The sequence below is a fragment of the Moorena sp. SIO3H5 genome (assembly GCF_010692395.1).
Lineage (GTDB): Bacteria > Cyanobacteriota > Cyanobacteriia > Cyanobacteriales > Coleofasciculaceae > Moorena.
Window position 1 is genome coordinate 1 of the sequence record NZ_JAAHHS010000045.1, and the last position, 25,255, is coordinate 25,255.

24 protein-coding genes are annotated in these 25,255 nt (G+C 44.6%); 14 read left to right on the top strand and 10 right to left on the bottom strand.

The annotated features are described in order from the left end of the window. From F6K52_RS07795 to F6K52_RS07805, 3 genes are all read left to right on the top strand, one after another. Positions 1 to 1,761, top strand: a 1,761-nt coding sequence (locus F6K52_RS07795) for a S9 family peptidase (RefSeq protein ID WP_293076093.1), incomplete at its 5' end; no start/stop codon positions are given. A 113-nt stretch (positions 1,762 to 1,874) separates the two neighbouring features. Next, a complete protein-coding gene (locus F6K52_RS07800; RefSeq protein WP_293076095.1) occupies positions 1,875 to 2,462 on the top strand; it encodes a rhomboid family intramembrane serine protease in 588 nt (195 codons plus the stop codon). A 321-nt stretch (positions 2,463 to 2,783) separates the two neighbouring features. Further along, positions 2,784 to 3,026 carry a TIGR02450 family Trp-rich protein gene (locus F6K52_RS07805; RefSeq protein ID WP_008181697.1) on the top strand — a complete coding sequence of 81 codons (243 nt, stop codon included), beginning with the start codon at positions 2,784 to 2,786 and terminating at the stop codon, positions 3,024 to 3,026. Positions 3,027 to 3,229: 203 nt separating this feature from the next. On the opposite strand, the gene F6K52_RS07810 is transcribed toward F6K52_RS07805, so the two are convergent. Beyond that, on the bottom strand, positions 3,230 to 3,361 hold the full coding sequence (locus tag F6K52_RS07810) for a hypothetical protein (RefSeq protein ID WP_293076097.1): 132 nt from the start codon (positions 3,359 to 3,361) through the stop codon (positions 3,230 to 3,232). Between the two features lie 73 nt (positions 3,362 to 3,434). On the opposite strand from F6K52_RS07810, the gene F6K52_RS07815 reads away from it, so the two are divergent. The 4 genes from F6K52_RS07815 (at position 3,435) to F6K52_RS07830 (ending at position 10,038) form a co-directional block, all read left to right on the top strand. After that, complete coding sequence (locus tag F6K52_RS07815; RefSeq protein WP_293076099.1) at positions 3,435 to 4,106, top strand: hypothetical protein; 672 nt, start codon at positions 3,435 to 3,437, stop codon at positions 4,104 to 4,106. Between the two features lie 149 nt (positions 4,107 to 4,255). After that, positions 4,256 to 6,871 carry an OmpA family protein gene (locus F6K52_RS07820; protein ID WP_293076101.1) on the top strand — a complete coding sequence of 872 codons (2,616 nt, stop codon included), beginning with the start codon at positions 4,256 to 4,258 and terminating at the stop codon, positions 6,869 to 6,871. 290 nt (positions 6,872 to 7,161) lie between these two features. Then, positions 7,162 to 7,701, top strand: coding sequence for a Rab family GTPase (locus F6K52_RS07825; RefSeq protein ID WP_293076103.1), 540 nt, complete (start codon positions 7,162 to 7,164; stop codon positions 7,699 to 7,701). Between the two features lie 297 nt (positions 7,702 to 7,998). Further along, entirely contained in the window at positions 7,999 to 10,038 is a 2,040-nt protein-coding gene (locus tag F6K52_RS07830; RefSeq protein WP_293076105.1) for a serine/threonine-protein kinase, read from the top strand. 177 nt (positions 10,039 to 10,215) lie between these two features. On the opposite strand, the gene F6K52_RS07835 is transcribed toward F6K52_RS07830, so the two are convergent. Continuing rightward, the gene (locus tag F6K52_RS07835) at positions 10,216 to 11,643 is read right to left on the bottom strand and encodes a serine/threonine-protein kinase (protein ID WP_293076107.1); all 1,428 of its coding nucleotides are present in this window, start codon (positions 11,641 to 11,643) and stop codon (positions 10,216 to 10,218) included. Between the two features lie 53 nt (positions 11,644 to 11,696). Between F6K52_RS07835 and F6K52_RS07840 the strand changes: the two genes are divergently transcribed. Beyond that, positions 11,697 to 12,245, top strand: coding sequence for a four helix bundle protein (locus F6K52_RS07840; RefSeq protein ID WP_293076109.1), 549 nt, complete (start codon positions 11,697 to 11,699; stop codon positions 12,243 to 12,245). Here F6K52_RS07840 and F6K52_RS07845 read toward each other — a convergent pair. The 7 genes from F6K52_RS07845 to nagA form a co-directional block, all read right to left on the bottom strand. Then, positions 12,217 to 12,348 (bottom strand): hypothetical protein, encoded by a 132-nt coding sequence (locus tag F6K52_RS07845; RefSeq protein ID WP_293076111.1) that lies wholly within the window; start codon positions 12,346 to 12,348, stop codon positions 12,217 to 12,219. The two genes, F6K52_RS07840 and F6K52_RS07845, sit on opposite strands and share 29 nt — an antisense overlap. A 13-nt stretch (positions 12,349 to 12,361) precedes the next feature. Next, entirely contained in the window at positions 12,362 to 13,333 is a 972-nt protein-coding gene (gene mdh, locus F6K52_RS07850) for a malate dehydrogenase (protein ID WP_293076113.1), read from the bottom strand. A gap of 257 nt (positions 13,334 to 13,590) precedes the next feature. After that, on the bottom strand, positions 13,591 to 13,812 hold the full coding sequence (locus tag F6K52_RS07855; protein ID WP_075897190.1) for an NAD(P)H-quinone oxidoreductase subunit O: 222 nt from the start codon (positions 13,810 to 13,812) through the stop codon (positions 13,591 to 13,593). Further along, positions 13,796 to 13,960: a hypothetical protein gene (locus F6K52_RS07860; protein ID WP_293076115.1), complete on the bottom strand. Its 165-nt coding sequence runs from the start codon at positions 13,958 to 13,960 to the stop codon at positions 13,796 to 13,798. Before F6K52_RS07860 ends, F6K52_RS07855 begins: the two co-directional genes overlap by 17 nt. Continuing rightward, a complete protein-coding gene (locus F6K52_RS07865) occupies positions 13,957 to 14,805 on the bottom strand; it encodes a DNA-formamidopyrimidine glycosylase (RefSeq protein ID WP_293076118.1) in 849 nt (282 codons plus the stop codon). Before F6K52_RS07865 ends, F6K52_RS07860 begins: the two co-directional genes overlap by 4 nt. Before the next feature lie 92 nt (positions 14,806 to 14,897). Beyond that, positions 14,898 to 15,113, bottom strand: coding sequence for a photosystem I reaction center subunit IV (locus tag F6K52_RS07870; protein WP_293076120.1), 216 nt, complete (start codon positions 15,111 to 15,113; stop codon positions 14,898 to 14,900). A gap of 344 nt (positions 15,114 to 15,457) precedes the next feature. Then, positions 15,458 to 16,696 (bottom strand): N-acetylglucosamine-6-phosphate deacetylase, encoded by a 1,239-nt coding sequence (nagA, locus tag F6K52_RS07875; protein ID WP_293076122.1) that lies wholly within the window; start codon positions 16,694 to 16,696, stop codon positions 15,458 to 15,460. A gap of 46 nt (positions 16,697 to 16,742) precedes the next feature. Between nagA and purE the strand changes: the two genes are divergently transcribed. The 6 genes from purE (at position 16,743) to F6K52_RS07905 (ending at position 24,033) form a co-directional block, all read left to right on the top strand. Next, positions 16,743 to 17,270: a 5-(carboxyamino)imidazole ribonucleotide mutase gene (purE, locus tag F6K52_RS07880; RefSeq protein ID WP_293076124.1), complete on the top strand. Its 528-nt coding sequence runs from the start codon at positions 16,743 to 16,745 to the stop codon at positions 17,268 to 17,270. 327 nt (positions 17,271 to 17,597) lie between these two features. After that, entirely contained in the window at positions 17,598 to 18,134 is a 537-nt protein-coding gene (gene cysC, locus F6K52_RS07885) for an adenylyl-sulfate kinase (protein ID WP_293076126.1), read from the top strand. Between the two features lie 113 nt (positions 18,135 to 18,247). Continuing rightward, positions 18,248 to 19,435 carry a sulfate adenylyltransferase gene (sat, locus tag F6K52_RS07890; protein WP_293076128.1) on the top strand — a complete coding sequence of 396 codons (1,188 nt, stop codon included), beginning with the start codon at positions 18,248 to 18,250 and terminating at the stop codon, positions 19,433 to 19,435. A 128-nt stretch (positions 19,436 to 19,563) separates the two neighbouring features. Beyond that, entirely contained in the window at positions 19,564 to 21,867 is a 2,304-nt protein-coding gene (locus tag F6K52_RS07895; RefSeq protein WP_293076130.1) for a caspase family protein, read from the top strand. A gap of 388 nt (positions 21,868 to 22,255) precedes the next feature. Next, complete coding sequence (locus F6K52_RS07900; protein WP_293076132.1) at positions 22,256 to 23,341, top strand: DUF262 domain-containing protein; 1,086 nt, start codon at positions 22,256 to 22,258, stop codon at positions 23,339 to 23,341. Next, positions 23,338 to 24,033, top strand: coding sequence for an MAE_28990/MAE_18760 family HEPN-like nuclease (locus F6K52_RS07905; RefSeq protein ID WP_293076134.1), 696 nt, complete (start codon positions 23,338 to 23,340; stop codon positions 24,031 to 24,033). The genes F6K52_RS07900 and F6K52_RS07905 overlap by 4 nt, the downstream gene beginning before the upstream one ends. A gap of 1 nt (position 24,034) precedes the next feature. Here the strand turns inward: F6K52_RS07905 and F6K52_RS07910 are convergent, their stop codons facing one another. Continuing rightward, complete coding sequence (locus F6K52_RS07910) at positions 24,035 to 25,069, bottom strand: DNA cytosine methyltransferase (RefSeq protein ID WP_293076136.1); 1,035 nt, start codon at positions 25,067 to 25,069, stop codon at positions 24,035 to 24,037. Positions 25,070 to 25,255: the final 186 nt, after the last annotated feature.

The following is a 25,255-nucleotide window of genomic DNA, read 5'->3' on the forward strand; positions in this document are numbered from 1 at the left end:
TATGGCAAAAGAGTTGATATGACTCCCGAGCCCTTCAATGCTCGGACTCGGGTTAACGAGTATGGTGGTGGTGCAATTGCAGTTAAGGATGGCACAATTTACTTCTCTAATTTTGCTGACCAACGTCTGTACCAACAAAGCCCAAACTCCAAACCCCAACCCGTAACCCCTATAGGTAACTGGCGCTATGGTGATGGGGTAATTGACCAGGAGCGAGGACGTATAATCTGTGTGGGAGAAAACCACATGGTTGATGGGGAACCAGTCAATACCTTGGTTAGCATCAGCCTAGAAAACGGTGAAGATATTCAAGTGCTAGCCTCTGGCTGTGACTTTTACTCCTCGCCGCGCCTAAGTCCAGATTGCTCTAAAGTGGCGTGGCTAAGCTGGAATCATCCCAATATGCCCTGGGATGGTACTCAACTATGGGTAGCTCCAATATTAACCGATGGTTCTCTAGGTGTTGCAGAGCCCATTGCTGGTGGGGTAGATGAGTCGGTATTTCAGCCAGAGTGGTCACCAGATGGTGTCCTTTACTTTGTATGCGATCGCAATAATTGGTGGAATCTCTACCGCTGGCAACCAACCCAAGGGGAAATCGAAGCCCTGTGTGAAATGGAAGCCGAGTTTGGACTACCCCAATGGGTCTTTGGTATGTCTACTTATGGCTTTGATGGTGCCAATCGAATCATATGTACCTATACTCAGGCAGGAAACTGGCATTTAGCTAGTATTGACCTAAAAACGAAGCAGCGCTCCGACATTGCTACACCATACACCAGTATTGCAGACCTCAAGGTAACTGATAATCAAGCGGTTTTTATCGCTGGTTCCGTAACAGAAGCAAGCGCTATTGTTCAGTTGGACTTGACAAATGGACAAATCAATGTATTAAGGAAATCAAGTGAGTTAGCTATCGATACTGGCTATCTATCGCGGCCTCAAGCGATCGCATTTCCGACAACTAATGGACTGACCGCCTATGGTTTCTTCTACCCACCACAAAACAAAGACTACACTGCACCAACCTCCGAAAAACCACCCCTAATTGTCAAAAGCCACGGTGGACCTACGGCGGCCACTTCTAGTGCCTTTAATCTAAAAATCCAATACTGGACCTCTCGTGGTTTTGCCATGCTAGATGTCAACTATGGAGGCAGTACTGGCTATGGGCGGGATTATCGTCAGCGCCTTCAAAACAACTGGGGGATTGTGGATGTTGATGACTGCACCAATGGCGCGCAATACCTAGCTGAGCAAGGACTAGTTGATAGTGAGCGACTGGCCATTGCTGGGGGGAGTGCTGGGGGTTATACAACTCTAGCTGCTCTGACATTCCGAGATGTGTTTAAAGCTGGCGCTAGCTACTACGGTATCAGTGATTTGGAGGTACTAGCCAAGGATACCCACAAATTTGAATCCCGGTATCTAGATGGCTTGATCGGTCCTTATCCAGAACGTAAAGATTTATATCAACAGCGATCGCCTATTCATTTCACAGACCAACTGTCGTGTCCTGTAATTTTCTTCCAGGGGCTAGAGGACAAGGTAGTGCCTCCTAACCAAGCAGAAATGATGGTGGCAGCTTTGAAGGCTAAAGGGTTACCTGTAGCCTATGTCACCTATGAAGGGGAGCAACACGGTTTTCGTAAAGCAGAAACGATTAAGCGGACTCTCGAAGGGGAATTGTATTTTTACTCCCGGGTATTTGGATTTGAGCTCCCAGAGGCGATAGACCCTCTAACTATTTATAATTATTAGTCATTATTCAATTACGTTAGTGTGTAGACATGGCTCAAGACCTGCGAAGTACGCCAATGTCGCTATTTGTCTATTGGTGCGCGATATTATTGTTCACGATAAACTGATCCACAATGACTAGGCAGGAAAGACAATCAATAACCAGTGAGTTACAAACTCAGGCAATTATCCTCGGTGGATGGGTTGCTCTGATGTGGATTGTAGAGCTGGTGGATATATTCATTTTTGGAAGCAAACTTGATCTATATGGCATCCTCCCCCGTAACCCGATTGGGCTGCGGGGTATTTTATTTGCCCCTTTTCTCCACGGTGGTTTTTCTCATCTGATTTCCAACACTATACCTTTTCTTGTCCTAGGCTGGTTTGTAATGTTGCAAGAAACTAGCGACTTTTTCGTTGTTACCACCATCACAATGCTGGTTGGTGGTCTTGGGGTTTGGCTGTTGGGCGCTCCCAATTCAGTTCACATTGGGGCAAGTGTGCTGATCTTTGGCTATCTAGGTTTTCTGCTATTTAGAGGCTTCTTTGAACGAAACCTACCCTCAATTTTTCTATCAATTCTAGTCGGCTTCCTCTATGGTGGTTTAGTTTGGGGTGTCTTACCTTCACAGCCCCATGTATCTTGGCAAGGACATTTATTTGGTTTTATCGGCGGTATCCTAGCCGCACGTCTACTGGCAAGACGTAAACTCTCTTCGTAATGCTGAGTTGTGAGTGCTCAGTGGGAAAATAAAACCAGATAGACTTTGTGGATCTCCAACAGATTCAAACTATCTGTCTGGTGGTGTGAGTAATATGTTTTGAGTATAACCAGAGAAACTTTTATCAAGAATTATGCGTTCACGTAGTCTCTCCAAAGGAGAATCGCGGGGATAGTCGCTCCTTGGGTCAAGTATAAAAACCTAGTGAAGTGCGAGAGGTATAACAATCTCAATCTTCTACCTATAACCAGCAAAGAACGAAAATTTTTTCCCCACTTAGCACTCACCACGCTCAAGCTTGATGATCAGACCATAGAAGAAATGGCTCAAAAACAAAAATTCCCTCATCTTGTGGGTTCCAAATGGACAGCTAAACAGAAAACTTGGGGCTGGCGGCATTTCCAAGTGGTCAATCGTAAAAACCAAGGAAAGTGGGTGTTTGCTGAAATGGTAGCTTCTTGTGACCCGAATGTCCGTTTTTGGCTAAATGCTAAACAGCTTAAAGATCCTGGCTTGTGGCAAGCAGGCTGGAAATCTTTAGCCGAAATCGAAAGCGAAGAGTAACCGTAAGTATTCAGCCGTTGGCCAATAGCCACTCAAGAAGCATATATAGTACCGCATATGCTTAGGAACCCCCTACTCGGTCAAGGCGAAATCCTTGGTGCAGATTATTAAAAGTCTTGGCTGTAAGCTAATGGTAATAGATTTTAGGTATTTTGTATGGTTAGTGATGCGGTTCAAGATGTTTGTTACACAAGGGTTCCGGTTCACAGAAGCATCTGATTGATAAGATAAATGGCACGCTGTCTTGATGCAAAGCGCGAGTGGGGGAAACCACGCCAGTTGCTCATGGGGGGAACCCCCTTTGGCGGCACTGGCTCCCCAAGACCGCGCTGCATCGCTCCTTGAATTCAAGGCAAGCTGGTAATTGTTTATGGTTCATTGTTTATTGTTTATTTGAGTTTTATGGCCATGGATGGAATTAATAAAGCAGAAATGCGGGAAAGACTGGGAAACCTTGAAAAGATACGTGATATTATAATAGGCTCTAAGCTGCGAGAGTATGATACTCGCTTCACGAAGATAGAGTCTGACTTATCCATGTGGCAGCAGGAAATACGCGATCGCGTTGAGCAGATCAAAACGACTCTGTCGAAAGAAATAGCTGCTGCTGTAGATTCCCTCGAAAAAAAACTAGGTAATCTTAATTTAACTGCAGCCGAAGAGAGGAATGAGATTCAGGAGCGGATTGAGCTGCTCAACAAAAAGTTTTCTAAGAGTATTGAGGTGCTCGATCAAACAGTATACAATCAGTCAACCTCCCTAAAGAAGGAACTTTCAGAAACTAAAGAACAGCATCAGCAAGATGTCATGAATCTCAGAAAGCAGATCTTGGCAGAGCTGGAAACTAAATTGGCACAGCTCAAAGATGCCAAAGCCTCGAAAGAAGATCTCGGAGACATGTTGTTAGAGTTGGGTTTGAGGCTCAAAGGGACTGAATTGGTTCCAGCACTCAAAGAAGCTGGTGATGGGTTGTCTGGGTTACCACAGACCAAAGGTCATAATGGTACCGTCACCTCAGAAACTGCTACTAATGATGACGAGCATCTCCAGTTGATCAAGCAAACTCAGACATTGGAATAGACTTGGCACACTCCTGCAATGCCAGCCACAAAAATTAACTTGATTTTATCGCTAAGATTAGTTTTAAATCAAAGTGCGTTCGCGTAGCGGCTCAATGCTCACGCATCGCTAATTTTTGCAAAAGGTTAAATAGTAACGGATAGCCACCAGTGGCATTTTCAAACCAAAATCCGGCTGATGCCTCTCAGCCGGAAAATTCTATATCAGAATCAATTGAGGTCAATTCGAGTAAAGAAGACGAGTTGAAGGATTTACTGAATTTACTCGTTGACCTCAAGATTATTGATCAGACGGATAAACCTAGCCAACACCCTAAATCTGAGCAGCAAGGGATGACCTCTGATCACGGAGACACTATTGAACAATCCGATTCATCCGGTCACCTTGAGGTTCCAACTATTGAACCTCCAACTTACCTTGGCAGTAGTAGCCTCCACGGGGTTCAGGAGAAAGAAGCATCAGCTCAAGAAAGGGATCAACCCCAATCCTTCGGTGTCAAAGTTTTTCCCCATCAGAACCCATCACCACAGCTTCCTATACCAAAGGAGCATCTGCCGCAAATGCCTTACAATCCCGAAGATCCAGTATTAGCTGAGAATTTAGTCCAATCCGAAGCCACAGAAACCAACCAAGACCTGCCATCACAGTCTGATCGGGACACCTCTGAGGAATTAGACACCTTGGCTGAGATTTTGCAACAACTGGTGATATCTCCAGAAATGTCAGAGTTTCGTGACCAGATAGAAACCCTAGCCCAAAGACAAGGCAGGCTTGAGCAAATGATTGATCAACCTCAAGAATTGATTAATCTATTGCTACCAGTGATGGCTAAGCTGCTGAATCTCACGGTAGCTCAGTTCAGTACCTCGGTGACCGATTCCCTGACCCCCATCATTGCGGAAGTCATTGACCACAGAACTCAACAGGATAAAGAGCCTGTGGGAGAAGCGATCGCTCCCGCAGTTCCAATAGCTATTTCCTCCTGCATCGAGAAGTGCCCAGAGGAAGTTGGGTTTGCGATCGCACCAGAAATGGCAGTAGCGATCCGGCAACAGATTACACTTGAGCGAGAAGCGATTGGAAAAGCGATCGCACCAGAAATGGCAGTAGCTATCCGGGAACAGATTAGAATTAAGCCAGACGCCATGGTAAATGCTCTGTATCCGGTCATTGGCAGTACCATTTCCTCCTGCATCGACAAGTGCCCAGAGGAAGTTGGGTTTACGATCGCACCAGAAATGGCAGTAGCTATCCGGGAACAGATTAGAATTAAGCCAGAGGCCATGGTAAATGCTCTGTATCCGGTCATTGGCAGTACCATTTCCAAATACTTAGCAGAAGAAATCCGAGCTATCAATGAGAAGCTGGAAAATGCCCTCAGCATTGAAGGCATGATGCGCAAGATTCGCGCTAAGGTGCAGGGGGTTTCTGAAGCGGAACTACTGTTTCGGGAGGTGATGCCGTTTCAGGCGCGAGCTATCTTTTTGATTCATAAAGACTCTGGTTTAGTGATTGCTGAGGTACAACCCTCTGACCAGCAGCATCTAGAGTCAGATATGGTAGCAGGGATGCTCACCGCTATCCGCAGCTTTGTCAATGACTGTATTGCTCAGTCTGGGGATGTGGCAGAAATCGATGCTATTGACTATGGCACATCCAAGATCATACTCGAAGTAGCGGGATATTGCTATCTGGCGGTGGTAGTTCAAGGGGAACCCACCCAACAATTCATTCATGAGTTGCGGGAAAGCCTAAAAACTATTATTACCCATTATGGTAAACCGATCAGGTCTTTTGATGGAGATAGTACAACTATCCCGGTGGTAGTCAAGGGAATTTTACAAAATTTATTAGATCAATCCCTTAATCAAGGGCGTCGTGATACTCAGGAAAATCGGAAAAAAGGCAAGAAACCGCCAGGCTTATTGGTGGTTGGCTTGGGGCTTCTGGGTTTAATCGCTGTATTTGGGGGAATTTATCAGCATAGGGCTAGAATAAACCGCCGCATTGAGCAAAAAACTCAACTTGCCCTGGCCTATTATGCCCCAGAAGTGGCTGATTATGGTTTAACAGTTAAAGCCAAGGCCAAGAGACTTAAGCTAGCTGGACAGCTACCGAATCAGGCTCTGCGCTCAAACGTCGAGCAAATTGCCAAAGCTGCGGTTCCTAAATTAGAGTTGGATAATCAAATTGAGGTGATCGAACTCCCCTATACTGAACAGTTAACCAAAGCTCAAGTCGAACGGGTGAGCAACACCTTGAATCAAATGGATGGGGTAGCAATTTTAGCCTACTATACACAAGGCAGGGTGACAGTAAACGGAGCAGTACTTTATGCTCAGGATTTTCCTAAGATTATCCAAGCCTTTGAGAACATTCCTGGTGTCAAGTCGTTCGAGAACAATTTACAACTCCAAGGATTAGACCTTAACAGCCGGATCTACTTTGATCTTGGTTCAGCCCAGTTGAAACCAGAGGATATAGGCACTAAAATCCGATTAATTAAGGAATTCTTGGAGCGCTATCCTCAAAAGCACCTGAGGATAATCGGCTACGCCGATCCTAGGGATAAACTTACCGAAAATCAGCCAATAGCACAACAACGAGCCCAAACGGTAAAAGATGTGCTTGTTCAGCAAGGCATTCATCCCAATCGGCTGCAAGTGCGTGGCCTTGCCAAACGACCGCCAGATGTTGATGCTAGTCAACCGCTGTGGTTAAATCGATGTGTCGTATTTGATCAGTTTACCGAGAAATCCAATTGAAAGCGCCTTTATGGAAAGCGCCTTTGGTTTAGCCAGGAGATAACAACAAGTTATGGACTTTATTTCTTTGTTTATTAAATCTGGAATCAGGAGGTGAGCCAACTACTGCAATAGATCACTAATGCTAAAACTATACTGCTGTCTGGGAACATACGGTCGGTGAGCAATAGGTATTCAAGTCCGCTGAATAAATCATACCGTAAACCTGTTCAGATTTGGCTCCACGCCCATCTTGTAACAACTGTTTACAATCCCCGAGAGTTCAAACCAGTTGTCAGCAATCAGTAACAATGTCCACTATTGATCGAAAAATTTGCCTAGTTGGAGACTTTGGTGTGGGCAAAACTAGCCTAATCCGCCGATTTGTGGAGGGTGTGTTTAGTGACCAATATCTTTCAACAGTCGGAGTGAAAATTTCCCGCAAAATCATAAAATTTAAGGATGACACCCGATCAGAACTGCTGAATCTAAAATTGATGATTTGGGATTTAGAAGGTCATACTAAATTTAAGGGAATTTCACCAACTTATTTAAAAGGAGCTCAGGGTGCAATTATTGTTGCTGATGTAACTCGCATGGAAACCATTGAGCACATTGTTCATCATATCAATCTGTTTTTATCCATCAATCCCAAAGGGGTGATTATTACTGCCTTAAATAAATCCGACTTAGTTGATCAAGAAAAACTGGAGCAATTGAAACAAATGTTAGAGAAAAAAACTGCGCAGGAAGACCAAGTGATAGCGAGTTATTATACCTCCGCGAAAACCGGGTTATACGTCGATGACATATTTCAGCAAATAGGTTGCGGAACGCTTCAAGAGGAATGAGTAGTTATATATATACTGAGATATAGCGGTTCTCATAGCAATGAGGTACACAAGGTTTTTTACCTGTTGCCTGTTGCCTGTTGCCTATTCACTAAAATCCAAAATTAAAATCCAAAATATATATCACCTATTTTAGAAATGCTATATATCTTTATATATATAGCACAGTAGCTGATATACCTATGCTTAGTCAACTACTGAGTCAACAGGTCGAGCAATCAGCACACACTGTGTCAAGTCTCCCGGACCAAGCCCTGGGGAAAAATCTAACATCCAACATCCAAAATCTAAAATCCCATGACGCCCCTCTATTGTAGTAAAGGACATGAGAATCCCAATGACAATAAGTTTTGCCGGGTTTGTGGCGAGATGCTGCCATCCTTAGCCAAAACCTTTGAAACTGGGAAGATTCTGGGTGGTCGCTACCGCATCGTCCGGGAGTTGGGACACGGAGGCTTTGGACGCACCTATTTAGCTCAAGACCTTAACCGCTTTAATGAACCTTGTGTGCTAAAAGAATTTGCTCCCCAAGTTCAAGGTAACCACGCCTTACAAAAAGCAGAAGAACTATTTGAGCGGGAAGCGGGAGTTCTTTATCGATTGCAACACCCTCAAATTCCTCAATTTCGTGAGTTGTTTCAGGTACAACAACAGGACAAAGGCACCCTGTTGTTGGTTCAGGACTATGTGGAGGGGCAAACCTACCGTGCTCTACTGGAGGCTCGCCGACCTCAGGGACTCCGGTTTAGTGAAGCAGAAGTGACTCAACTGCTGATCCAAATCCTGCCAGTGTTGGAATATATCCATTTCATGAGGGTGATTCATCGGGATATCTCTCCCGATAATCTGATTTTGCGCAGTACCGATGGTTTACCAGTGCTGATTGACTTTGGCGGTGTCAAGGAGGTAGCAGCAAATGTGGCATCGAAGTTCCTAGGGTCAAAGGTTGCTGGTCAAAATAAGCCGATCATCACTCGGTTGGGTAAAGTTGGCTATGCTCCCCCAGAGCAGATGCAAGGAGGAAGTGTGTTTCCCCACAGTGACCTCTATGCTCTAGGGGCAACTATCTTAGTATTAGTGACTGGTCAGGAACCCCAGCAGATAATTGACCCCAATACCCTGACCTGGAACTGGCAACGAGAAATCAGCCTTAGCTCTACCCTAGGTCGTATCCTGGATAAAATGCTTCAACCGAGACCAGGAGAACGGTACCAAAATGCCAAAGAAGTGCTGCGAGACCTCACCACTCACCTTCAATTTACCAGTGACCCGCAATCAGCTCCATCACCCCCTCAGACTAAACCGACCTTAGCAGTTGCCCCTGGTTCAAAGCCAGTAGCGGTTAACCAGCCAGCAAGGCCAGCTACCGGAAGACCATTAACCGGTGCTAGCAATAATACCCTTTTAGACTGGCTTGGCAAGGTGGTTTTGGTATCTGTCTTAGCTGCTGCTGTATTTGGCTTTACCTTCTGGGCAACCAATTGGTGGTTTACATTCAGAAGACCTCAGTCGGAACCTTCACCAACGGAATCACCCATCGATCAACCGGACATAAAGCCACCCGACTGGTTTACCAAGGACGAAGAAAACCGCAAGAAATTGCTAGATCAGCGTCGTGCCAATTTGGAGATTAACGAAAAGTTCTACATTGACTTGGTCAATGAGGCGTTTTGGGACAAGTACCCAAATCAACAAAAACGACAGCTAGGCAATGGATCACAGGATGCTCCCTTAAGAGAAGAGTGGGATAAACTGGCATTTGAGCTATTGACCCGGATTGAGTTGCTCAATTTGAGTCGGACAGCACGGAGAAGGTTGGGAAGCTATGGGAAAGCAGATTTAAATGGCTGGAAGCAGGAAGTGAATAAGGTGCGCCTTTCTAGCCGTGCAGCTTATGATATTGCAGATTCTAAATTCTTTCATAAGTTTCCCGATCAGCGGGGTCAGGAGTTTATCAATAAGTCTATTGGTCAGGTGTGGCGAGGGATTGTTGGGGATACGATCCAAGCGTTGACATCAGGAAAATCCCTACAGCGCATTCAGTTTGCTGCTGGCGGAGTTCAACAAGTCAATGGAACCCTCCAGCCAGGAGACGGGCAAGCGTTTACTGCTGAACTTTCTGCTGGTCAAGTCATGGAAGTGAGACTGGCTACCGATGTAAATGCCTTGTTTTCCGTTTATGCTCCAAGCCGTAAGACAACCCCCCTATTAGAAGACTCAACCGAACGGGAGTGGAGCGGGGAGCTACCAGCATCTGGCTTCTATGAATTTGTGGTAGTTTCTCAAGCTTCTAAACCGATTAATTATCGACTTAACTTTAAGGTTGAAGATAAGTGATTGGTGATTAGCTTCCGGCAAAAGAAGCCCCACATCTGCTGTTATATTAATCAGAGTTAAATGTGCTAGATGTAGGGTGGGCAGTGCTTACCTTCGTACCGGATCAGCTTTTTAATTGGTATGAAGCACTGCCCACCAGCCAAGTAGATTTAGAAGATAATGAAGCAACCAAAACATCTAATTTATCAAATAAGCCTCCTGTTCCAAATTATCCAGTAACTCTTCAGCAATTTGATACCAAGCTTGCCGGAATTGAACATCCTGTTCTTTATCAGAAAGAGTCTTTCCTTTTAATTGGGGATATGTACTATAAAAAAATTGATCAACTTTCTGATAAAATGTCCCTGGATCAATGTTCAAATCTAGGCAACGCTGATATATTTGCTTTTGCCGTTGCTGCTCAGTGTTACTCACAGATGGTTGAGAAGGTAATGATGGTATAGAGGGCAAAGACCAGGATATTTTCGGGAATTTTGGTGTAGGAAACCCTCCTCTGGCTACTGCTACCGTTCCAAACACTACTAGTAAAGCAATGGACATAGAAAGACCAAAAAACTTGAGTTCACGGTTAGTGGATTGCTGTTTGCGATTGAGCACAGCAGTGAAGGTTGTTTTAATGGTTTGACCAGGCGCAGCAACTAAAGTAGCGATCTGGGTAAATAGTGTATTTGGTTGTTTATTTGGTTGTTTATTTGGTAGATTATTTGGTTGTTTATTTGGTATATTATTTGGTAGCTTAGTTGGCTGCTGGCTACTTACCGGCTGGGGAATTACGGTTAAGAGCGCTTCACTGACCTCTTGGGCTGACTGATACCGTTGTTTAGGAAGATTAGCCAGCATTTTAGCCAACACTGATTTCAAGCGGGAGCTAACCTTTATCTCTTGCCAAAGCCAAGTAGCGTGATAACTATCATAAAGGTCTAGAGGCTGTTTACCAGTTAGCAAGACTAAAGCAGTTACCGCTAAAGCGTAAAGGTCGCTAGTGCCATCAGCTTTGCCATATCGTAACTGTTCATCTGGGGAGTAACCCCGTTTGCCCACTTGAGTGCCAATCACCTGTCCGGTTGATTGGACAATCGCAGTGGTTACCATTTCTTTGACACAACCAAAGTCAATTAATACTGGCTTGCCGTCAGAATTCCGTTTAATCAGATTATCCGGAGAAATATCCCGATGAATGATCTGCTTAGAGTGAATATAATCTAAAACTGGCAAGATGTCTTGGAGCAGTTTAATCACATCTGCTTCCCTAAAGTTTTGACCTTGGACTAAAAGCTGGTGATAGCTGAACCCTTCGACATAGTCTTGTACTAAAAATAGATAATTTTTACGACCGATACTGGTTCTAAGTAACTCTCGAAAACAAGGAATTTGGTTATGTCTGAGCTGGTATAACATGCCAGCTTCTCGCTCAAATAATTCTTGAGCTTTTTGTAATTCATGTTTGTTTTGAAGTTGGGGAGCAAATTCTTTAAGTACACAACGCTCTTGATAGCGATTAGCATCTTCAGCGAGATAGGTCTGTCCAAAGGTTCCTTGACCTAAGTCCCCTAAGATTTTATAGCGGTCTTTGATAATTGCTCCAGGTTTTAAGGTATTAGACATAATAGCCGCCAGTAATTGATAATCTATAACGCTGGGTGTGGGGAGTGTGGGAAGTGTGGGGAGTGTGGGAGGTGTGGGGAGTGTGGGAGGGGTGGGAAGTTAGTGGTCATCAGATAGGGGAGTGTGGGAAGATGGAGAGGAAAGGAGAGCGATGCTCTTTTAGAGCCGCTACGCGAACACAATTAAAGAAGATGGGAAAGATAGGAGCAGAAAACGAAAAAGGGAAAAAGTATTTTAGAACTCATGAAGATTTGGTTATTTATCAATTGGCATTTGAGACAGCGATGCTAATTTTTGAACATTCTAAAAAGTTCCCAGTTGAAGAAAAATATTCATTAACTGATCAAATTCGTCGTTCCTCTCGCTCAGTCTGTGCTAATCTCGCAGAAGCTTGGAGAAAACGGAGATATAAAGCCGCTTTTGTAGCTAAACTGAATGATTGTGAGGCAGAGGCAGCAGAGACTCAAGTTTGGTTAACCTTTGCAGTGAAGTGCCAGTATCTCACCGTCGAAGAAGTCAGAGAACTCTACGGAAATTACAATCAAATTCTTAGTGGATTAGTCAAGATGATTATCAATCCAGATAATTGGTTACTCCACTAACTCCCCAAGCTTCCCATCTCCCCATCTCCCCATCTCCCCATCTCCCCGTCTCCCCATCTTCCCACACTTCCCACACTTCCCACACTTCCCACACTCCCCACACTCCCCACACTCTCTTAATGACCCAGCATCTCTTGTGCCTTTTTAATATTGTCACGAACTGATTCAGCAGATATCTTCAGGGAGGACAGTTCATAATCTGTCAACTTTAATTCCAAAATTTTTTCGATGCCTCGACACCCCAATCGGGTGGGTACCCCTATAAAAATATCTTCCAAATCATATTCACCCTGAAGGTATGCAGCTGCGGTGATTTGGCGGGATTGGTTGTGTAAAATTGCTTGTACCATCAAACAGGCGGAGGATGCTGGGGCAAAATAAGCACTGCCTGTGCGCATCAGTTCTACAATTTCTGCTCCGCCTCGACGAGTCCGTTCAATCAGGGCTTCTATCCGGTCTGGTGTCATCAGTTCGGTGATGGGAACACCACTAACGGTCGAGTAGCGTGGTAGTGGCACCATTAAGTCCCCATGGCCCCCGAGCACTACAGCATTCACATCCGCAACGGATACACCATTTTCCATGGCAATGAATGTGCGGAATCGGGTAGAATCCAACACCCCTGCCATGCCCATGACCCGATGGGGTGGTAAGTCAGTAGCTTGCCAGGCTAGGTAGGTCATCACATCGAGGGGATTGGTGACCACGATTACCATGGCATCTGGGGATTTCGCGATCGCATTTTTAGCCGCTTCCACCACAATTTTGGAATTGATCTGTAGCAGGTCATCCCTACTCATGCCTGGTTTCCGGGGACTTCCTGCCGTAATCACCACCACATCAGAACCAGCAGTATCAGCATAGTCATTAGTTCCGATAATTTGGCAATCGTGACCTTCAATCCCCCTGGCCTCCATTAAATCGAGAGCAATGCCTTGGGGCATACCTGGTTTAATATCCAGGAGTACGACATCGGCCAGATTTTTCTCAGCAATCCGTTGGACAAGAGTGCTCCCTACTCTACCACCACCGATTACGGATACACGGTTGTCGTGGCAAGCAATTGGGGAGTTGGGATAAGGTACCATGATCGGAAGGGGTGAATGGAAATGCGTTCGCCTAGCGTGGCCTACGGCCAATCGCTTTTGCTGGAACTCCCCCAAATTTGAGGGATTTAGGGGGCTATGGGTGCCACAGCTCACAAGGGTAGGTTTGTGAAAATTGGGGCGAGTATGTAATTTCGTTACTTAGAATTATAAATATGTATTTAATTATACAATATTTTTCGGAATAATTCTCTCCATCTCCCTAATCCCTACGGTGCGCGTTCCCTACTCCCTAATCTTTAAGACGAGATTTCCAACTGATCAATACGTAACCAAATGTTGGGGGTGGGTACCCTACCAAATTTTACTAGGGCATAATCCCCCTTTATATCAACAATTTCCCCATCAGTTTCAAACAGATAAGGGGGAAAGCGGGGGTCACTTGCTTTGGCTTCCAGGCTACCCTCTAACTGGGCTTGGATAGCCCGAACCAATACTCCCTTTTTAATTTTCCCAGCCATAAAATCTCTTTTGTCTTTCCTCTTCTATTCTATCGGGGGAATGAGAAATCGGGAATCGGGAATCGGGAATCGGGAATCGGGAATCGGGAATAGAAATCCCGACACTTCCGACACTTCCGACACTTCCGACACTTCCCAGCCTGATCAACGCTGACAGTTCGGACAAAAGTGAGCGGAGCGACCGACTAATTTGGTTCGCTGGATGGGGGTGCTACAGATACGACAGGGTTCTCCGGTGCGACCATAAACCCAGGCAATCCCCTTATAGTTGCCATTGACTCCCTGGACGTTGATAAAATCACTAAACGTGGTACCACCACACTCAATAGCTTTTTCCAATACTTGGATAATCGCGATGCTCAGCTTTTCGATCTGCTCTAACCCCAAATCTTTACAAAGGGTTTCTGGTCGAATACCACTCAAGAATAATGCTTCATCGGCATAGATATTACCTATTCCTGCTACCAGGGATTGATCGAGCAAGGCGGTTTTAATCGCACGCTGGCGGTTATGGAGCTTACTGACTAGGTAATCTGTAGAAAATTCCTGGGAAAACGGTTCTGGTCCGAGTTGCTTTAGACCAGTGATAATGGTTTCTGGTAATTGGGATGGCGGAATCCACCACATTCGACCAAAGGTTCGCTGGTCGATAAACCTTAACTCCTGGTTGTTTGGGAAAAACAATCGCACTCGCGTGTGTTTTGGGTGAGGCTGGTCTTGACTTAGCCATAGCAGTTGACCAGTCATCCGGAGGTGAACACCTAACCAACCGGCTTGATCAGTATTTGACTTGGTTAGTTTAGCGAGTAAGTATTTGCCCCGTCGATGCCAATCACTAATGGTGACAGTTTTGAGTTGGGCTAAAAAATCTTTCGGAGAAATAGGGTGGGCGATGGTGCGCGATAGTAACACCTCTCCACCCTGAATTTCCTGGCCTGTAGTCACTTGATTTAGACCCAGGCGAATTGTTTCAACTTCTGGTAGTTCCGGCACGATTGAGTGCTTTAGTTGATCAATGGTGAGTGCTGAGTGTTAATTTAGCACTCTACAGACACCAGGAACTCAAATTCCTGAGTCTGGTTAGGTTAACCAACTACTTCCACTTCACTCGGTGCAAAGTTATTGGTGTTCACCCCAGTGGGGCTACCGCTGTAGCCAGTATAGTTGACCTTATCAAAGCGGACAATCACTGGGTATTTGATACCACTTTTGTCTACACTAGCCACAGTTCCTACATCGTTATACCAGTAGGATTCTTTTCTTTTAATCCGAACTTTTGCACCACGTTTTAGTTCTGCCATAAAAAAATTTACCTTACGCTCTAGTTCTACAGCGTACTACTCAATTAGGCTTCTCCGTTGACTTGATTTTTTAAGTTTTATTAATTTACCTCTAGGGAGTAGGGAGTAGGGAGTAGGGAGTAGGGAGTAGGGGTAAGAAAATTGACTGTATCTCATGAGTATGATTAACGCTATGATTACCCTTACTAAAAATCTACTACGTTTACCAGGCTTACCACGCTTACCCTATCTAACACACTCTTCCCCCTATTCCCGACTTCTCGGAGAAGTCTATAGAGTTTCGTAGTAAGCGTAAGGTACATTTAAATTTTCTTCCCTGCTCCCTGCTCCCTGCTCCCTGCTCCCTAAAACCCAGAACTTTGTACCCCAACCAATTGAGAACTCCTATAATCTGACAAACGCTGCCAACTCAGCTTTGATGTTTCCTCATCCAGATGCCAGCGTAATAACTGAGCTGGTTGACCAATGTTGAGGGTTGGTAAACCGATGGCTTGGCGAGGGGAAACCGTTGCGAGGGCAATGCCATTCTCAACGCTACAAATACCCCACTGGACTAAATTCTCTACCCCTACCAATAAGGGCAAGGTTGTCCCAGATAATGTCCCATCTGGTAGCCGTGCTGTCCCGTTTTTGACGTGTATCTGGCGGGTGTCCCAGGGATAGAGGCCATCGGGTAATCCTATTGGTGCTAGGGCATCGCTAACTAGAAAAATCCCTTGTTGATAACCCCCAGCACGGAGGAGCAGTTGGATCATGGTGGAACAGACGTGCTGACCATCGGCAATTAGTCCACACTGGACACCGGGAGTAACTAGGGCAGCTCCCAGTAATCCTGGTTTGCGGTGATGGAGTCCTGGCATAGCATTAAAGGCATGGGTTACCATGGATGCCCCACGTTCAAAGGCGCTTTGGGCTTGCTCTGCTGTGGCTTGGGAGTGACCAAGACTAACGATTATGTTGCGCGATCGCAAATACGGAATCACCTCACCAATGCTATCTAATTCTGGCGCTATGGTAATAATTTTGACCAGATCACCATAGTCTCCCAAAACTTCTTTGACATTTTCAATAGTAAGTGGTAATAGATACTCAACAGGATGAGCTCCCCGTTTTTGGGGATTGAGAAAAGGCCCTTCTAGATGAACACCCAAGATGCGAGCGCTTGGGGTCTGGTAAGGTTGGGAAGGGATAAATTCAGCAAAGACAGAAAGGGTACGCTGAATCTTCTCTACAGAAGTAGTCACCAGAGTGGGTAAAAACTGATCCACACCATGATGCCAAAGGAATTGACAAATGTCCTGGAGTAAAGGGATGTGGTGAAAATCCACATCGGTGAAGGCTAAGCCTAGCCCCCCATTAATCTGCAAATCCACACCCCCTAGGGAGACCCAATCCCCAGCAACGTCAAGGATAGCCTGGTTAGGAAGAGTTTCTAGCTTGGGTGCGATCGCTGAAAGCGGGGCTTTGCCCATCGCCTTTGGCGCGGCAACGCCTATCGCTTCAATAATTCCATGATCATTAATGTGAATATTCTGTAAACCCTCGTAACTGGGGACACGAGCATTGATAATATCTAGAGTCATTAGGGAATGTGGCGAAGTCTAATTCATCTACCATCAAACATGATTCATGACCAATAACCAACCGTTAATTGGGATTATTATGGGCAGCGATTCCGATTTGCCCACCATGCAAAATGCGATCGCAGTATGTGAAGACTTTGGTGTTCCTTGGGAAGTAGCGATTGTGTCAGCCCACCGCACCCCCGAACGGATGGTAAATTATGCCAAAGACGCTCACAAGCGTGGACTCAAAGTTATTATCGCTGGTGCTGGGGGAGCAGCTCATCTGCCTGGGATGGTGGCGGCTCTAACACCCTTGCCTGTGATTGGGGTCCCAGTGTCTAGTCGTCAAATGAAGGGTATTGATTCCCTATACTCCATTGTTCAAATGCCTGGAGGAATTCCCGTCGCTACTGTAGCAATTGGTAATTCCAAGAATGCAGGATTGTTAGCAGTGCAGATTTTGGGCACTCATCAGCCGGAATTACTAGAGAGAGTGCAGCAGTATCGCCAGAATTTAGCGGAATCAGTGATGGAAAAGCAAGCATTGCTCGATGAGTTAGGTTATGAGCAATACTTAGGGCAGATGGGTTAATCTGGTTCAGTAACCTTGAAAAGGTTAGTATTGAAAAAGGGCAAAAATCCCCATTAAATTGCCATCAGGGTAATCCATTATAGGGGGGATGTTAAAGAAAATAATTCGAGCGTAATCCGACTCGTTATACCTCGTTCTACTAAGTTAAGCTGGGGGATATCAAAAGCATCCCACCGAAGGGCGGCATCTGTTATAAATGAGCCGAGACTAAAGGCAATAGGACTTACGAATAGGACGTTGAATTTGGTGTTCAGGTGAAATACCAATAGCCTGTCCACACCAAATCCACGTCATGTCAACAAAAAATCTAGGAGGTAAATAGAGTTCATGGAACATCGTGGTGTTACAGTATGGTTAACTGGTCTTAGTGGTGCTGGAAAGACCACTATTACTAAGGCATTAGAAGAAAAACTAAACGCTAAAGGATGCAAGCTGGAAGTTTTGGATGGGGATATCGTCCGTCAGAACTTAACCAAAGGACTCGGATTTAGTAAAGAAGACCGGGATACAAATATTCGCCGAATTGGCTTTGTTGCCCATCTTTTAACCCGCAATGGAGTTATTGTCTTGGTATCCGCGATCTCCCCTTACAGCGAAATTCGAGAGGAGGTTAAGCAACGGATTGGTGACTTTGTAGAAGTTTATGTTAATGCTCCCCTAAACGTTTGCGAAGACCGAGATGTCAAAGGACTTTACAAACGAGCTCGTGCTGGCGAAATTAAGAGTTTTACTGGTATTGATGACCCCTATGAGCCACCATTAAATCCAGAGGTAGAATGTCGCACTGACAAAGAAGAATTATCAGAAAGTGTGGACAAAGTTATCAAAAAACTGGAAGAGTTAAATTATATTTCTAGTACTTGAAGCAAAATCTTTATACGTTAACTAAAGCACCCCAGTTACACGCTTTGGAGTGGGAGTCGTATATTGAGACAATTCTTGAGACAATTGTAGAATCTAACTATTATTCCTAGAGTATGCAAAGCCCGGTGTTAAGCCATCCTTCACAAACTATCCCAGCTCACGGTGGTCAACTGGTCAACCGTGTTGCTACACCCGAACAACGGCAGGAATTTTTGGAGAAAGCTGAATTTCTGCCCAGAGTCACACTAGATAAACGGGCTGTCAGCGACCTGGAAATGATTGCTATCGGTGGCTTTAGTCCCCTGACTGGCTTCATGACCAAAGAAGACTACGAATCAGTGGTAGACCGGATGCGTCTCGCCAATAACCTACCGTGGTCAGTTCCAATCACCCTCTCGGTTACCTCTGAAGTAGCTGCTCCTCTGCAAGAGGGGGGGTTAGTCCGTTTGGATGATACCAGTGGTCAGTTTATTGGTGTATTAGAACTGACAGAAAAATATTCTTACGACAAAACCCATGAAGCAGTGCAAGTTTACCGCACTGATGAAGACAAGCATCCTGGTGTGAAAGTCGTGTATGAGCAGGGAGAGATTAATTTAGCTGGTTCGGTATGGTTACTAGAACGGTTACCCCATCCCCAGTTTCCCGCCTACCAAATCGATCCAGAAAAATCGAGAGCCATGTTCTCGGAACGGGGTTGGAAAACAGTGGTGGGTTTCCAAACCCGTAATCCCATTCATCGGGCTCATGAATATATCATCAAATGTGCTCTAGAAACCGTAGACGGTTTGTTTCTTCATCCCTTAGTAGGTGCTACTAAAAGTGACGACATCCCAGCAGATGTACGGATGCGTTGCTATGAAATCATGTTGGAGAATTATTTTCCCAATGACCGAGTGATTCTAGCAATTAACCCTGCTGCCATGCGTTATGCTGGCCCGCGAGAAGCAATTTTCCATGCTTTGGTACGGAAGAATTACGGCTGTACCCATTTTATTGTAGGACGGGATCACGCTGGTGTGGGAGACTATTATGGCACCTATGATGCCCAACACATTTTTGGTGAGTTTGAGCCAGGTGAGTTGGGGATCATGCCGATGAAGTTTGAGCACGCTTTCTACTGCACTCGCACCCAGGGTATGGCTACAGCCAAGACTAGTCCAAGTACACCAGAGCAGAGGATTCATTTATCTGGTACTAAGGTACGGAAAATGCTGCGCCAGGGAGAGTTACCACCACCGGAATTTTCCAGACCTGAAGTGGCAGCAGAACTGGCTAAGGCAATGCACGAGACGAGTTGAAGGTTACGCGAACAACCTATAACTAGTGAACTAGTGAACTAGCTGAACTGGGAATCCCACGGCTTGTGGTCGTGGGAGCGCCAATCCTGGTAGGCTGATAGCTGAAATCTGAAAGCTGAAGCGCGGATATGGGACTTAATCGCCGGACTTTTCTGCAAAAAGCTAGTTTGGGATTGGCAACATTAGGAGTAAGTGAAACAATACTATCCCTCCTAGGGAATAGTGGTTTAGCTGTTCCTGGAATAGACCGTTACTTCCAAGTATTAGCACAACCCCTTGGGCGAAAGTTAGCCCTACTAGTGGGTATCAACAAGTATCCTCGTAGCACACTATTGGATGGCTGTGTTACTGATGTAGAACTACAACAAGAACTATTGATTCATCGGTTTGGCTTCAACCCGAAGGATATACTTATACTTAACGATGACCAAGCGACCCGAGAAAATATTGAAACGGCTTTTATTGAACATCTGACGGAGCAAGCGAAACCAGGTGACGTGGTAGTCTTCCACTTCAGTGGCTTCGGTAGCCAAGTTAAGCTATCTCAAGGGTATCAAAATGATAAGTCTGTTGCACTTCAAAATAGCTTGGTTCCAGTAGATGGGAGCCTGACCAAAAAAAATCCTAAGGTAGCCAACGATTTACTAGAAGAAACGCTAGTTTTGCTATTGCGATCGCTCTTCACTGACCAAGTCACTACAGTACTTGATACTAGCCACACGGTAGCTGATAGCATCCTCCAAGGAAATATTAAGGTACGCTCTAGTACTAACCCACCAGCCAAAGAGGCTAGTCGGGACGAACTAGCTTTTCAAGAGCAACTGCGGCGGCGGATACAGGATTCTGGGAAAGGAATAGTAAACCAGAAATCCGTCTCGATTGTGCCTGGATCGATGAATCCCATGGCAGGTCTAGTGCTCACCGCTGCTGAACCAAATCAAATGGCCATGGAGGCGAAATGGAATGGTTTCAGTGCTGGCTTATTTACCTATGCTCTTACTCAGTATCTGTGGCAGGCAATACCAACAACCACAAGTCAGGTGAGCCTGACTCACGCTGGTGTGATGGTTAATCAACTGACAGGTACACAACAACAGCCCAAGTTAGGGGGTCAGAGTAGTCTTGAGCCAATACCAACCTATTATCTCCCCCCTGACCCTAGCATGGAAGCGGATGGTGTGGTCACTGCCGTGGAAGATAATGGTCAAACGGCACAGTTGTGGTTGGCAGGATTACCAGCAACAGTTGTGGATTACTATAGCAACAACTCTGTATTGAAATTAGTTGGTGCTAAGTCGGGAGTCTCTCAACTACAAATAACCTCTAAAGATGGTCTGACTGCTAAGGCAAAATTTATTGGTGCTAGTACTGATAACAATCAGCTACAAGTTGGGCAGCTGGTGCAAGAAGCCGTCCGGGTTTTACCCCGTAATATTGGTCTAACGGTAGCTCTGGATGGGAACCTAGAAAGAATTGAGCGAGTAGATGCTACCAGTGCCTTTTCTAGTATCTCTACTGCATCGATAGTGCAAGCAGGGGAACAACCTGCTGATTATTTGTTTGGGAAAGCACTCTCTTCCAAAAATGCTGGGGGAGGGGGTTATGGAATCTTCTATATAGACGGTGAACCCATACCCAATGGAGTTGGGGAAGCTGGGGTAGCTGTGAAGTCAGCAGCTATGGGATTAGCTAGTAAACTGAACACCTTGCTGGCAGCGAAATTGCTGCGTCTAACTGCTAATGATGGGTCTTCCGGTCTAGGTATTCGAGTATCCCTACAGATGATTGAACCAGAGCAAAAGCTAGTGATGCAACTCGAAACATCACGGACAGCTTCCTCCTCACGGGTAGATTTGGTAGGTGAGGGTGAAGCTAAATCTCAGTCTGAGTTGACACAAACTTTGACAGAAGCAGGTGTTCCTATTTTGCCGGTAGGGAGTCGTCTCCATTATCAGATCGAAAACTACGGTGACCAACCGGTCTATTTCTTGCTATTAGGGTTTAATACCAGTGGCAATGCGATCGCACTATATGAACTGCCATTTTTGCAGACATCACAGACTTCAGAAAACTCTCCATCTATCAAAGATGCCGTCATTGGTCCTGGAGAAACTCTAACCCTGCCATCAGCAGTAGCTTCCGTTGGTGGGATTGTCTCAGGTCCTAGTGGACTGGTGGAAATGCAAATGATTTGCAGTCGCTCCCCCTTTACTCAAGCCGGTACAGCTCTCGATGCTGTGCCATCTCGTCGCGGAATCGGAGCACCAATTGATGATTTGTTTAACCCCTTGGACGTAGCCCAGGCGGTGCTACAAGACATACACGATGCTAGTGCAAATTCCCTAGATTCTTCCCTCACTATAAGTGCTGATTCCTACGCCTTGGATGTCAATACTTGGGCAACTTTAAGTTTTCTCTATCGGGTAGTTTGAGTTCAGTTTGTTAATTGTTAATTGCTCCTGGGCAATTAACAATTAATCCATAATTTTTTCATAGGGAACAGGGAACAGGGAACAGGGAACAGGGAACAGGGAACAGGGAACAGGGGTAAGACTGTGGGTAAAGAGGATAGTTTCGTAAAATAACTAAGGATTTATAGTTATTTTTTTGTTAAACTATACTGATAAATTTGGTTATTTCAACAACATAAATTTTCTTGATTCTGACTCCTGAACAGAATTGATTGGTCAGGATAACACTTCATGATTTCTGGGGAGCGATGCATCGCTATTCCACCTCAAGCAGCGCTATAACTATTATAAGCATATGCGCGTAGCGCATATGCTTAAGTTTTATTAACTATATACATCAGGTAAAACTATGCCCAAGTCAAAGAAGCCAGAAGAAATAACAGTTCAGGATAAAGAGGCAGCAGAAGCAGAAATTAGGGAGAAGCAGAAGCCTGTTGATTACGACACCAAAGAGTATCCAGTTGAAATACTGGTTCACAAATACATGGATGGCAAGGATGACGATACCAACGAGTTGTTCATACCAGATTACCAAAGGAATGAGGCTTGGGAGGACAAAAGGCAGTCAAAGTTCATTGAGTCTGTACTTTTAGGGTTACCAATACCATTTATCTTTGTTGCCGATATCTACGACCCAGAAAACGATCTAGGACGTTTGGAGATAGTAGACGGTACACAGCGTATCCGTAGTCTGGCTAGATTTCTAAATAATGAACTTACCTTAGTTGGTTTGGAGAAGCTCAAGAAACTCAATCAATTTAGGTATACTGACTTACCACTTGCCCGACAAAGGCGCTTTAAACGGAGTACGCTTCGGATGATCCAACTGACTGAAAAGGCAGATGAGGAAGTGCGACGGGATATGTTTGAAAGGATCAATACAGGTAGCGTTGACCTAAATGACATGGAGAAACGCAGAGGCATATTACGCGGACCATTCCTAGATATCCTGGATCAACTCTCGGCAAATGAAAAGTTTCTTGATCTATGTCCCTTTTCAGAAGCCCTAATCCGCAGAAGTGAACCTCAGGAATTCGTATTACGTTTTTTCGCGTATCTGAACAACTATAATAATTTTGAACGCCAAGTTAATAAATTTCTCAATGACTACTTGGAAAAACACAACAAAGACAGACGTGATCATGAGACAATGAAGGCGGAGTTCCAATCAATGTTGGATTTCGTATATAAGCACTTTGACAATGGATTTAGCAAATCAAAACGACATAAAAAAACGCCTCGTATTCGATTTGAGGCTATCTCCGTTGGGGTTGCTCTTGCCTTGAGGGAAAATATAAATCTTCAGCCAAAATCAATGAATTGGCTTGACTCGCCAGAATTCAAGGAGTACACTACCTCTGATGCAAGTAACTCTAGACCTAAAGTAATTCGGCGTATTGAGTATGTGCGTGATCAACTCCTAGATAAAGCATGACAAGTCTATTATTTGAAGATTTCAACGAACGCTCTAAAGAAGTAAGTAAGTATTTTATTGTTTTGAAAAATATGGAGCAAGGAACAATCAAGTTAAGTATGGATGTGAAGAGTGGAGTAAATAAAATTAAACAAATTGACCCTGAGCTATTAAAAACCATGAAAGCTAGTGGATTCTTGTTGCTGTACAATCTGGTCGAATCCACAATGCGAAATGCTATAGAAGCCATCTTCGATGAACTCCAGAGTCAAGGAATTTCCTTTGATGAAATAAAACCTGAACTTAAAAAAATTGTCTTAAAAAACCTTAAAAAGAGAAACCCTGATCAAGTTATTTTAAATCTCACAGCGATTTCTATTGACATCATCAATGCTGGATTTGATAAAGAAGACCTCTTTTCAGGAAACATTGACGGAAGAAAGATCCAGCAAACAGCAAATGACTATGGTTTCTCATGCACAACTGACTACGCTAAGACGGGACATGGAAATGATTTGTTAACTGTTAAAAAAAACAGAAACGATTTAGCCCATGGCATCAAGTCCTTTGCGGAGGTAGGAAGAGAGCAAAGTGCTGATAACCTCTTAAAAATACAAAAAAATGTAGTCAAGTATTTAAGACAGATACTAGAAAATATAGAAACCTATCTAGCTAACCAGGAATACTTGGATTCATCCACCACTACTCCTTAATTTATATATTACTAACGTGCTTCAGAATACTTTGAGCTACTACCTGACCCAACTTTACAGGAACAGCATTCCCAATTAGACGCCCGACATTATTAAACACCACAGGTTTAGTGTCTGCAACAAATTTATAGTCCCGAGGAAAAGTTTGTAACAATGCAGCTTCCCTCAGAGATATGGCTCTATCTTGTTCAGGATGTCCAAACCGACCATTACCAAAACCAAAAAATTGTGTAGTAATCGTTGGACTTGGCAAATCCCATTCCATCCGACCATAGACTGCTGAATATGTCTTACCGCTATCCTTAGTATGACATTCTGCAACTAACTCATCGGGCCAGTCTCGCCAAGTTCCACCAGGCAATGAAGCACGGATACGACGGAGATTTAGTGCTGAAAGTTTACTGCACCGATGGAGTCGGTCAGTTTTTGATGATTCACCTGCCCCAAGAGGTTCAAGGTCATAGATTGTTTTGCGTACTGTTTCGTAATTCTTGTTATTGTGGGTGGGGAGAATTAGATTGATTTTACTAAACTTGGACGCAAAAAAGACTAAGCGCTTGCGGATTTGAGGAATACCGTAGTCTTTACACTCAAGCTCATAAAATGAGATAGAATAACCATGATGTTTTAATTCAGTAGTGAATTCCTCGAAAACGGGATATCGTCTCAATTGAGGCACGTTTTCCATAGAAACGATTTCTGGATTACACTCCCGGACGAGGCGAGCAAAGTCATGGAGAAGTTTCCACTTGGTGGTTTTGTTGGTGTATCGCCTGGAATAGTTGGAAAAGGGCTGGCATGGAGCACATCCTGCTAGTACCTTGATCTGATCCCTTCTGTAGTGTTTTGCTAAGTCAGTACCAGTTAGTTCTTCTACGCCTTGGAGTATAAACTTGGCTTTATTGTTGTATTCATAGGGAAACTGACATATAGGGTCAATATCATACCCGACAGTCACAGGAAGACCCGCCTGCTGGAAGCCATGGGTCAGCCCCCCAGCACCACAAAACAGGTCTACTGCGGAAATAGCGATCATTAAGTCTATCTAGAGGGTTTACCTAAACCAATTTGTTAACCGATTTATTAAGGTAACTGATCTAATCCCTAACTGCAAGTCTCAGGATAAAGCTAGCCAGCGGACAGATGGTGATGGGCTGAGGTGGTGAAGAGGTGATGAATGTCTAGAGTATACTGTAAGATTGTAGCAATATTTTTGGAAATT

What these genes read in the sequence shown, in the direction of transcription:
- F6K52_RS07800 (WP_293076095.1), top strand. Translation starts at nt 1,875, where the DNA reads ATGACTAGGCAGGAAAGACAATCAATAACCAGTGAGTTACAAACTCAG.
- F6K52_RS07805 (WP_008181697.1), top strand. Translation starts at nt 2,784, where the DNA reads ATGGCTCAAAAACAAAAATTCCCTCATCTTGTGGGTTCCAAATGGACA.
- F6K52_RS07810 (WP_293076097.1), bottom strand. Translation starts at nt 3,361, where the DNA reads ATGCAGCGCGGTCTTGGGGAGCCAGTGCCGCCAAAGGGGGTTCCCCCC.
- F6K52_RS07815 (WP_293076099.1), top strand. Translation starts at nt 3,435, where the DNA reads ATGGATGGAATTAATAAAGCAGAAATGCGGGAAAGACTGGGAAACCTT.
- F6K52_RS07825 (WP_293076103.1), top strand. Translation starts at nt 7,162, where the DNA reads ATGTCCACTATTGATCGAAAAATTTGCCTAGTTGGAGACTTTGGTGTG.
- F6K52_RS07830 (WP_293076105.1), top strand. Translation starts at nt 7,999, where the DNA reads ATGACGCCCCTCTATTGTAGTAAAGGACATGAGAATCCCAATGACAAT.
- F6K52_RS07835 (WP_293076107.1), bottom strand. Translation starts at nt 11,643, where the DNA reads ATGTCTAATACCTTAAAACCTGGAGCAATTATCAAAGACCGCTATAAA.
- mdh (WP_293076113.1), bottom strand. Translation starts at nt 13,333, where the DNA reads ATGGTACCTTATCCCAACTCCCCAATTGCTTGCCACGACAACCGTGTA.
- F6K52_RS07855 (WP_075897190.1), bottom strand. Translation starts at nt 13,812, where the DNA reads ATGGCTGGGAAAATTAAAAAGGGAGTATTGGTTCGGGCTATCCAAGCC.
- F6K52_RS07870 (WP_293076120.1), bottom strand. Translation starts at nt 15,113, where the DNA reads ATGGCAGAACTAAAACGTGGTGCAAAAGTTCGGATTAAAAGAAAAGAA.
- nagA (WP_293076122.1), bottom strand. Translation starts at nt 16,696, where the DNA reads ATGACTCTAGATATTATCAATGCTCGTGTCCCCAGTTACGAGGGTTTA.
- purE (WP_293076124.1), top strand. Translation starts at nt 16,743, where the DNA reads ATGACCAATAACCAACCGTTAATTGGGATTATTATGGGCAGCGATTCC.
- cysC (WP_293076126.1), top strand. Translation starts at nt 17,598, where the DNA reads ATGGAACATCGTGGTGTTACAGTATGGTTAACTGGTCTTAGTGGTGCT.
- sat (WP_293076128.1), top strand. Translation starts at nt 18,248, where the DNA reads ATGCAAAGCCCGGTGTTAAGCCATCCTTCACAAACTATCCCAGCTCAC.
- F6K52_RS07895 (WP_293076130.1), top strand. Translation starts at nt 19,564, where the DNA reads ATGGGACTTAATCGCCGGACTTTTCTGCAAAAAGCTAGTTTGGGATTG.
- F6K52_RS07900 (WP_293076132.1), top strand. Translation starts at nt 22,256, where the DNA reads ATGCCCAAGTCAAAGAAGCCAGAAGAAATAACAGTTCAGGATAAAGAG.
- F6K52_RS07905 (WP_293076134.1), top strand. Translation starts at nt 23,338, where the DNA reads ATGACAAGTCTATTATTTGAAGATTTCAACGAACGCTCTAAAGAAGTA.
- F6K52_RS07910 (WP_293076136.1), bottom strand. Translation starts at nt 25,069, where the DNA reads ATGATCGCTATTTCCGCAGTAGACCTGTTTTGTGGTGCTGGGGGGCTG.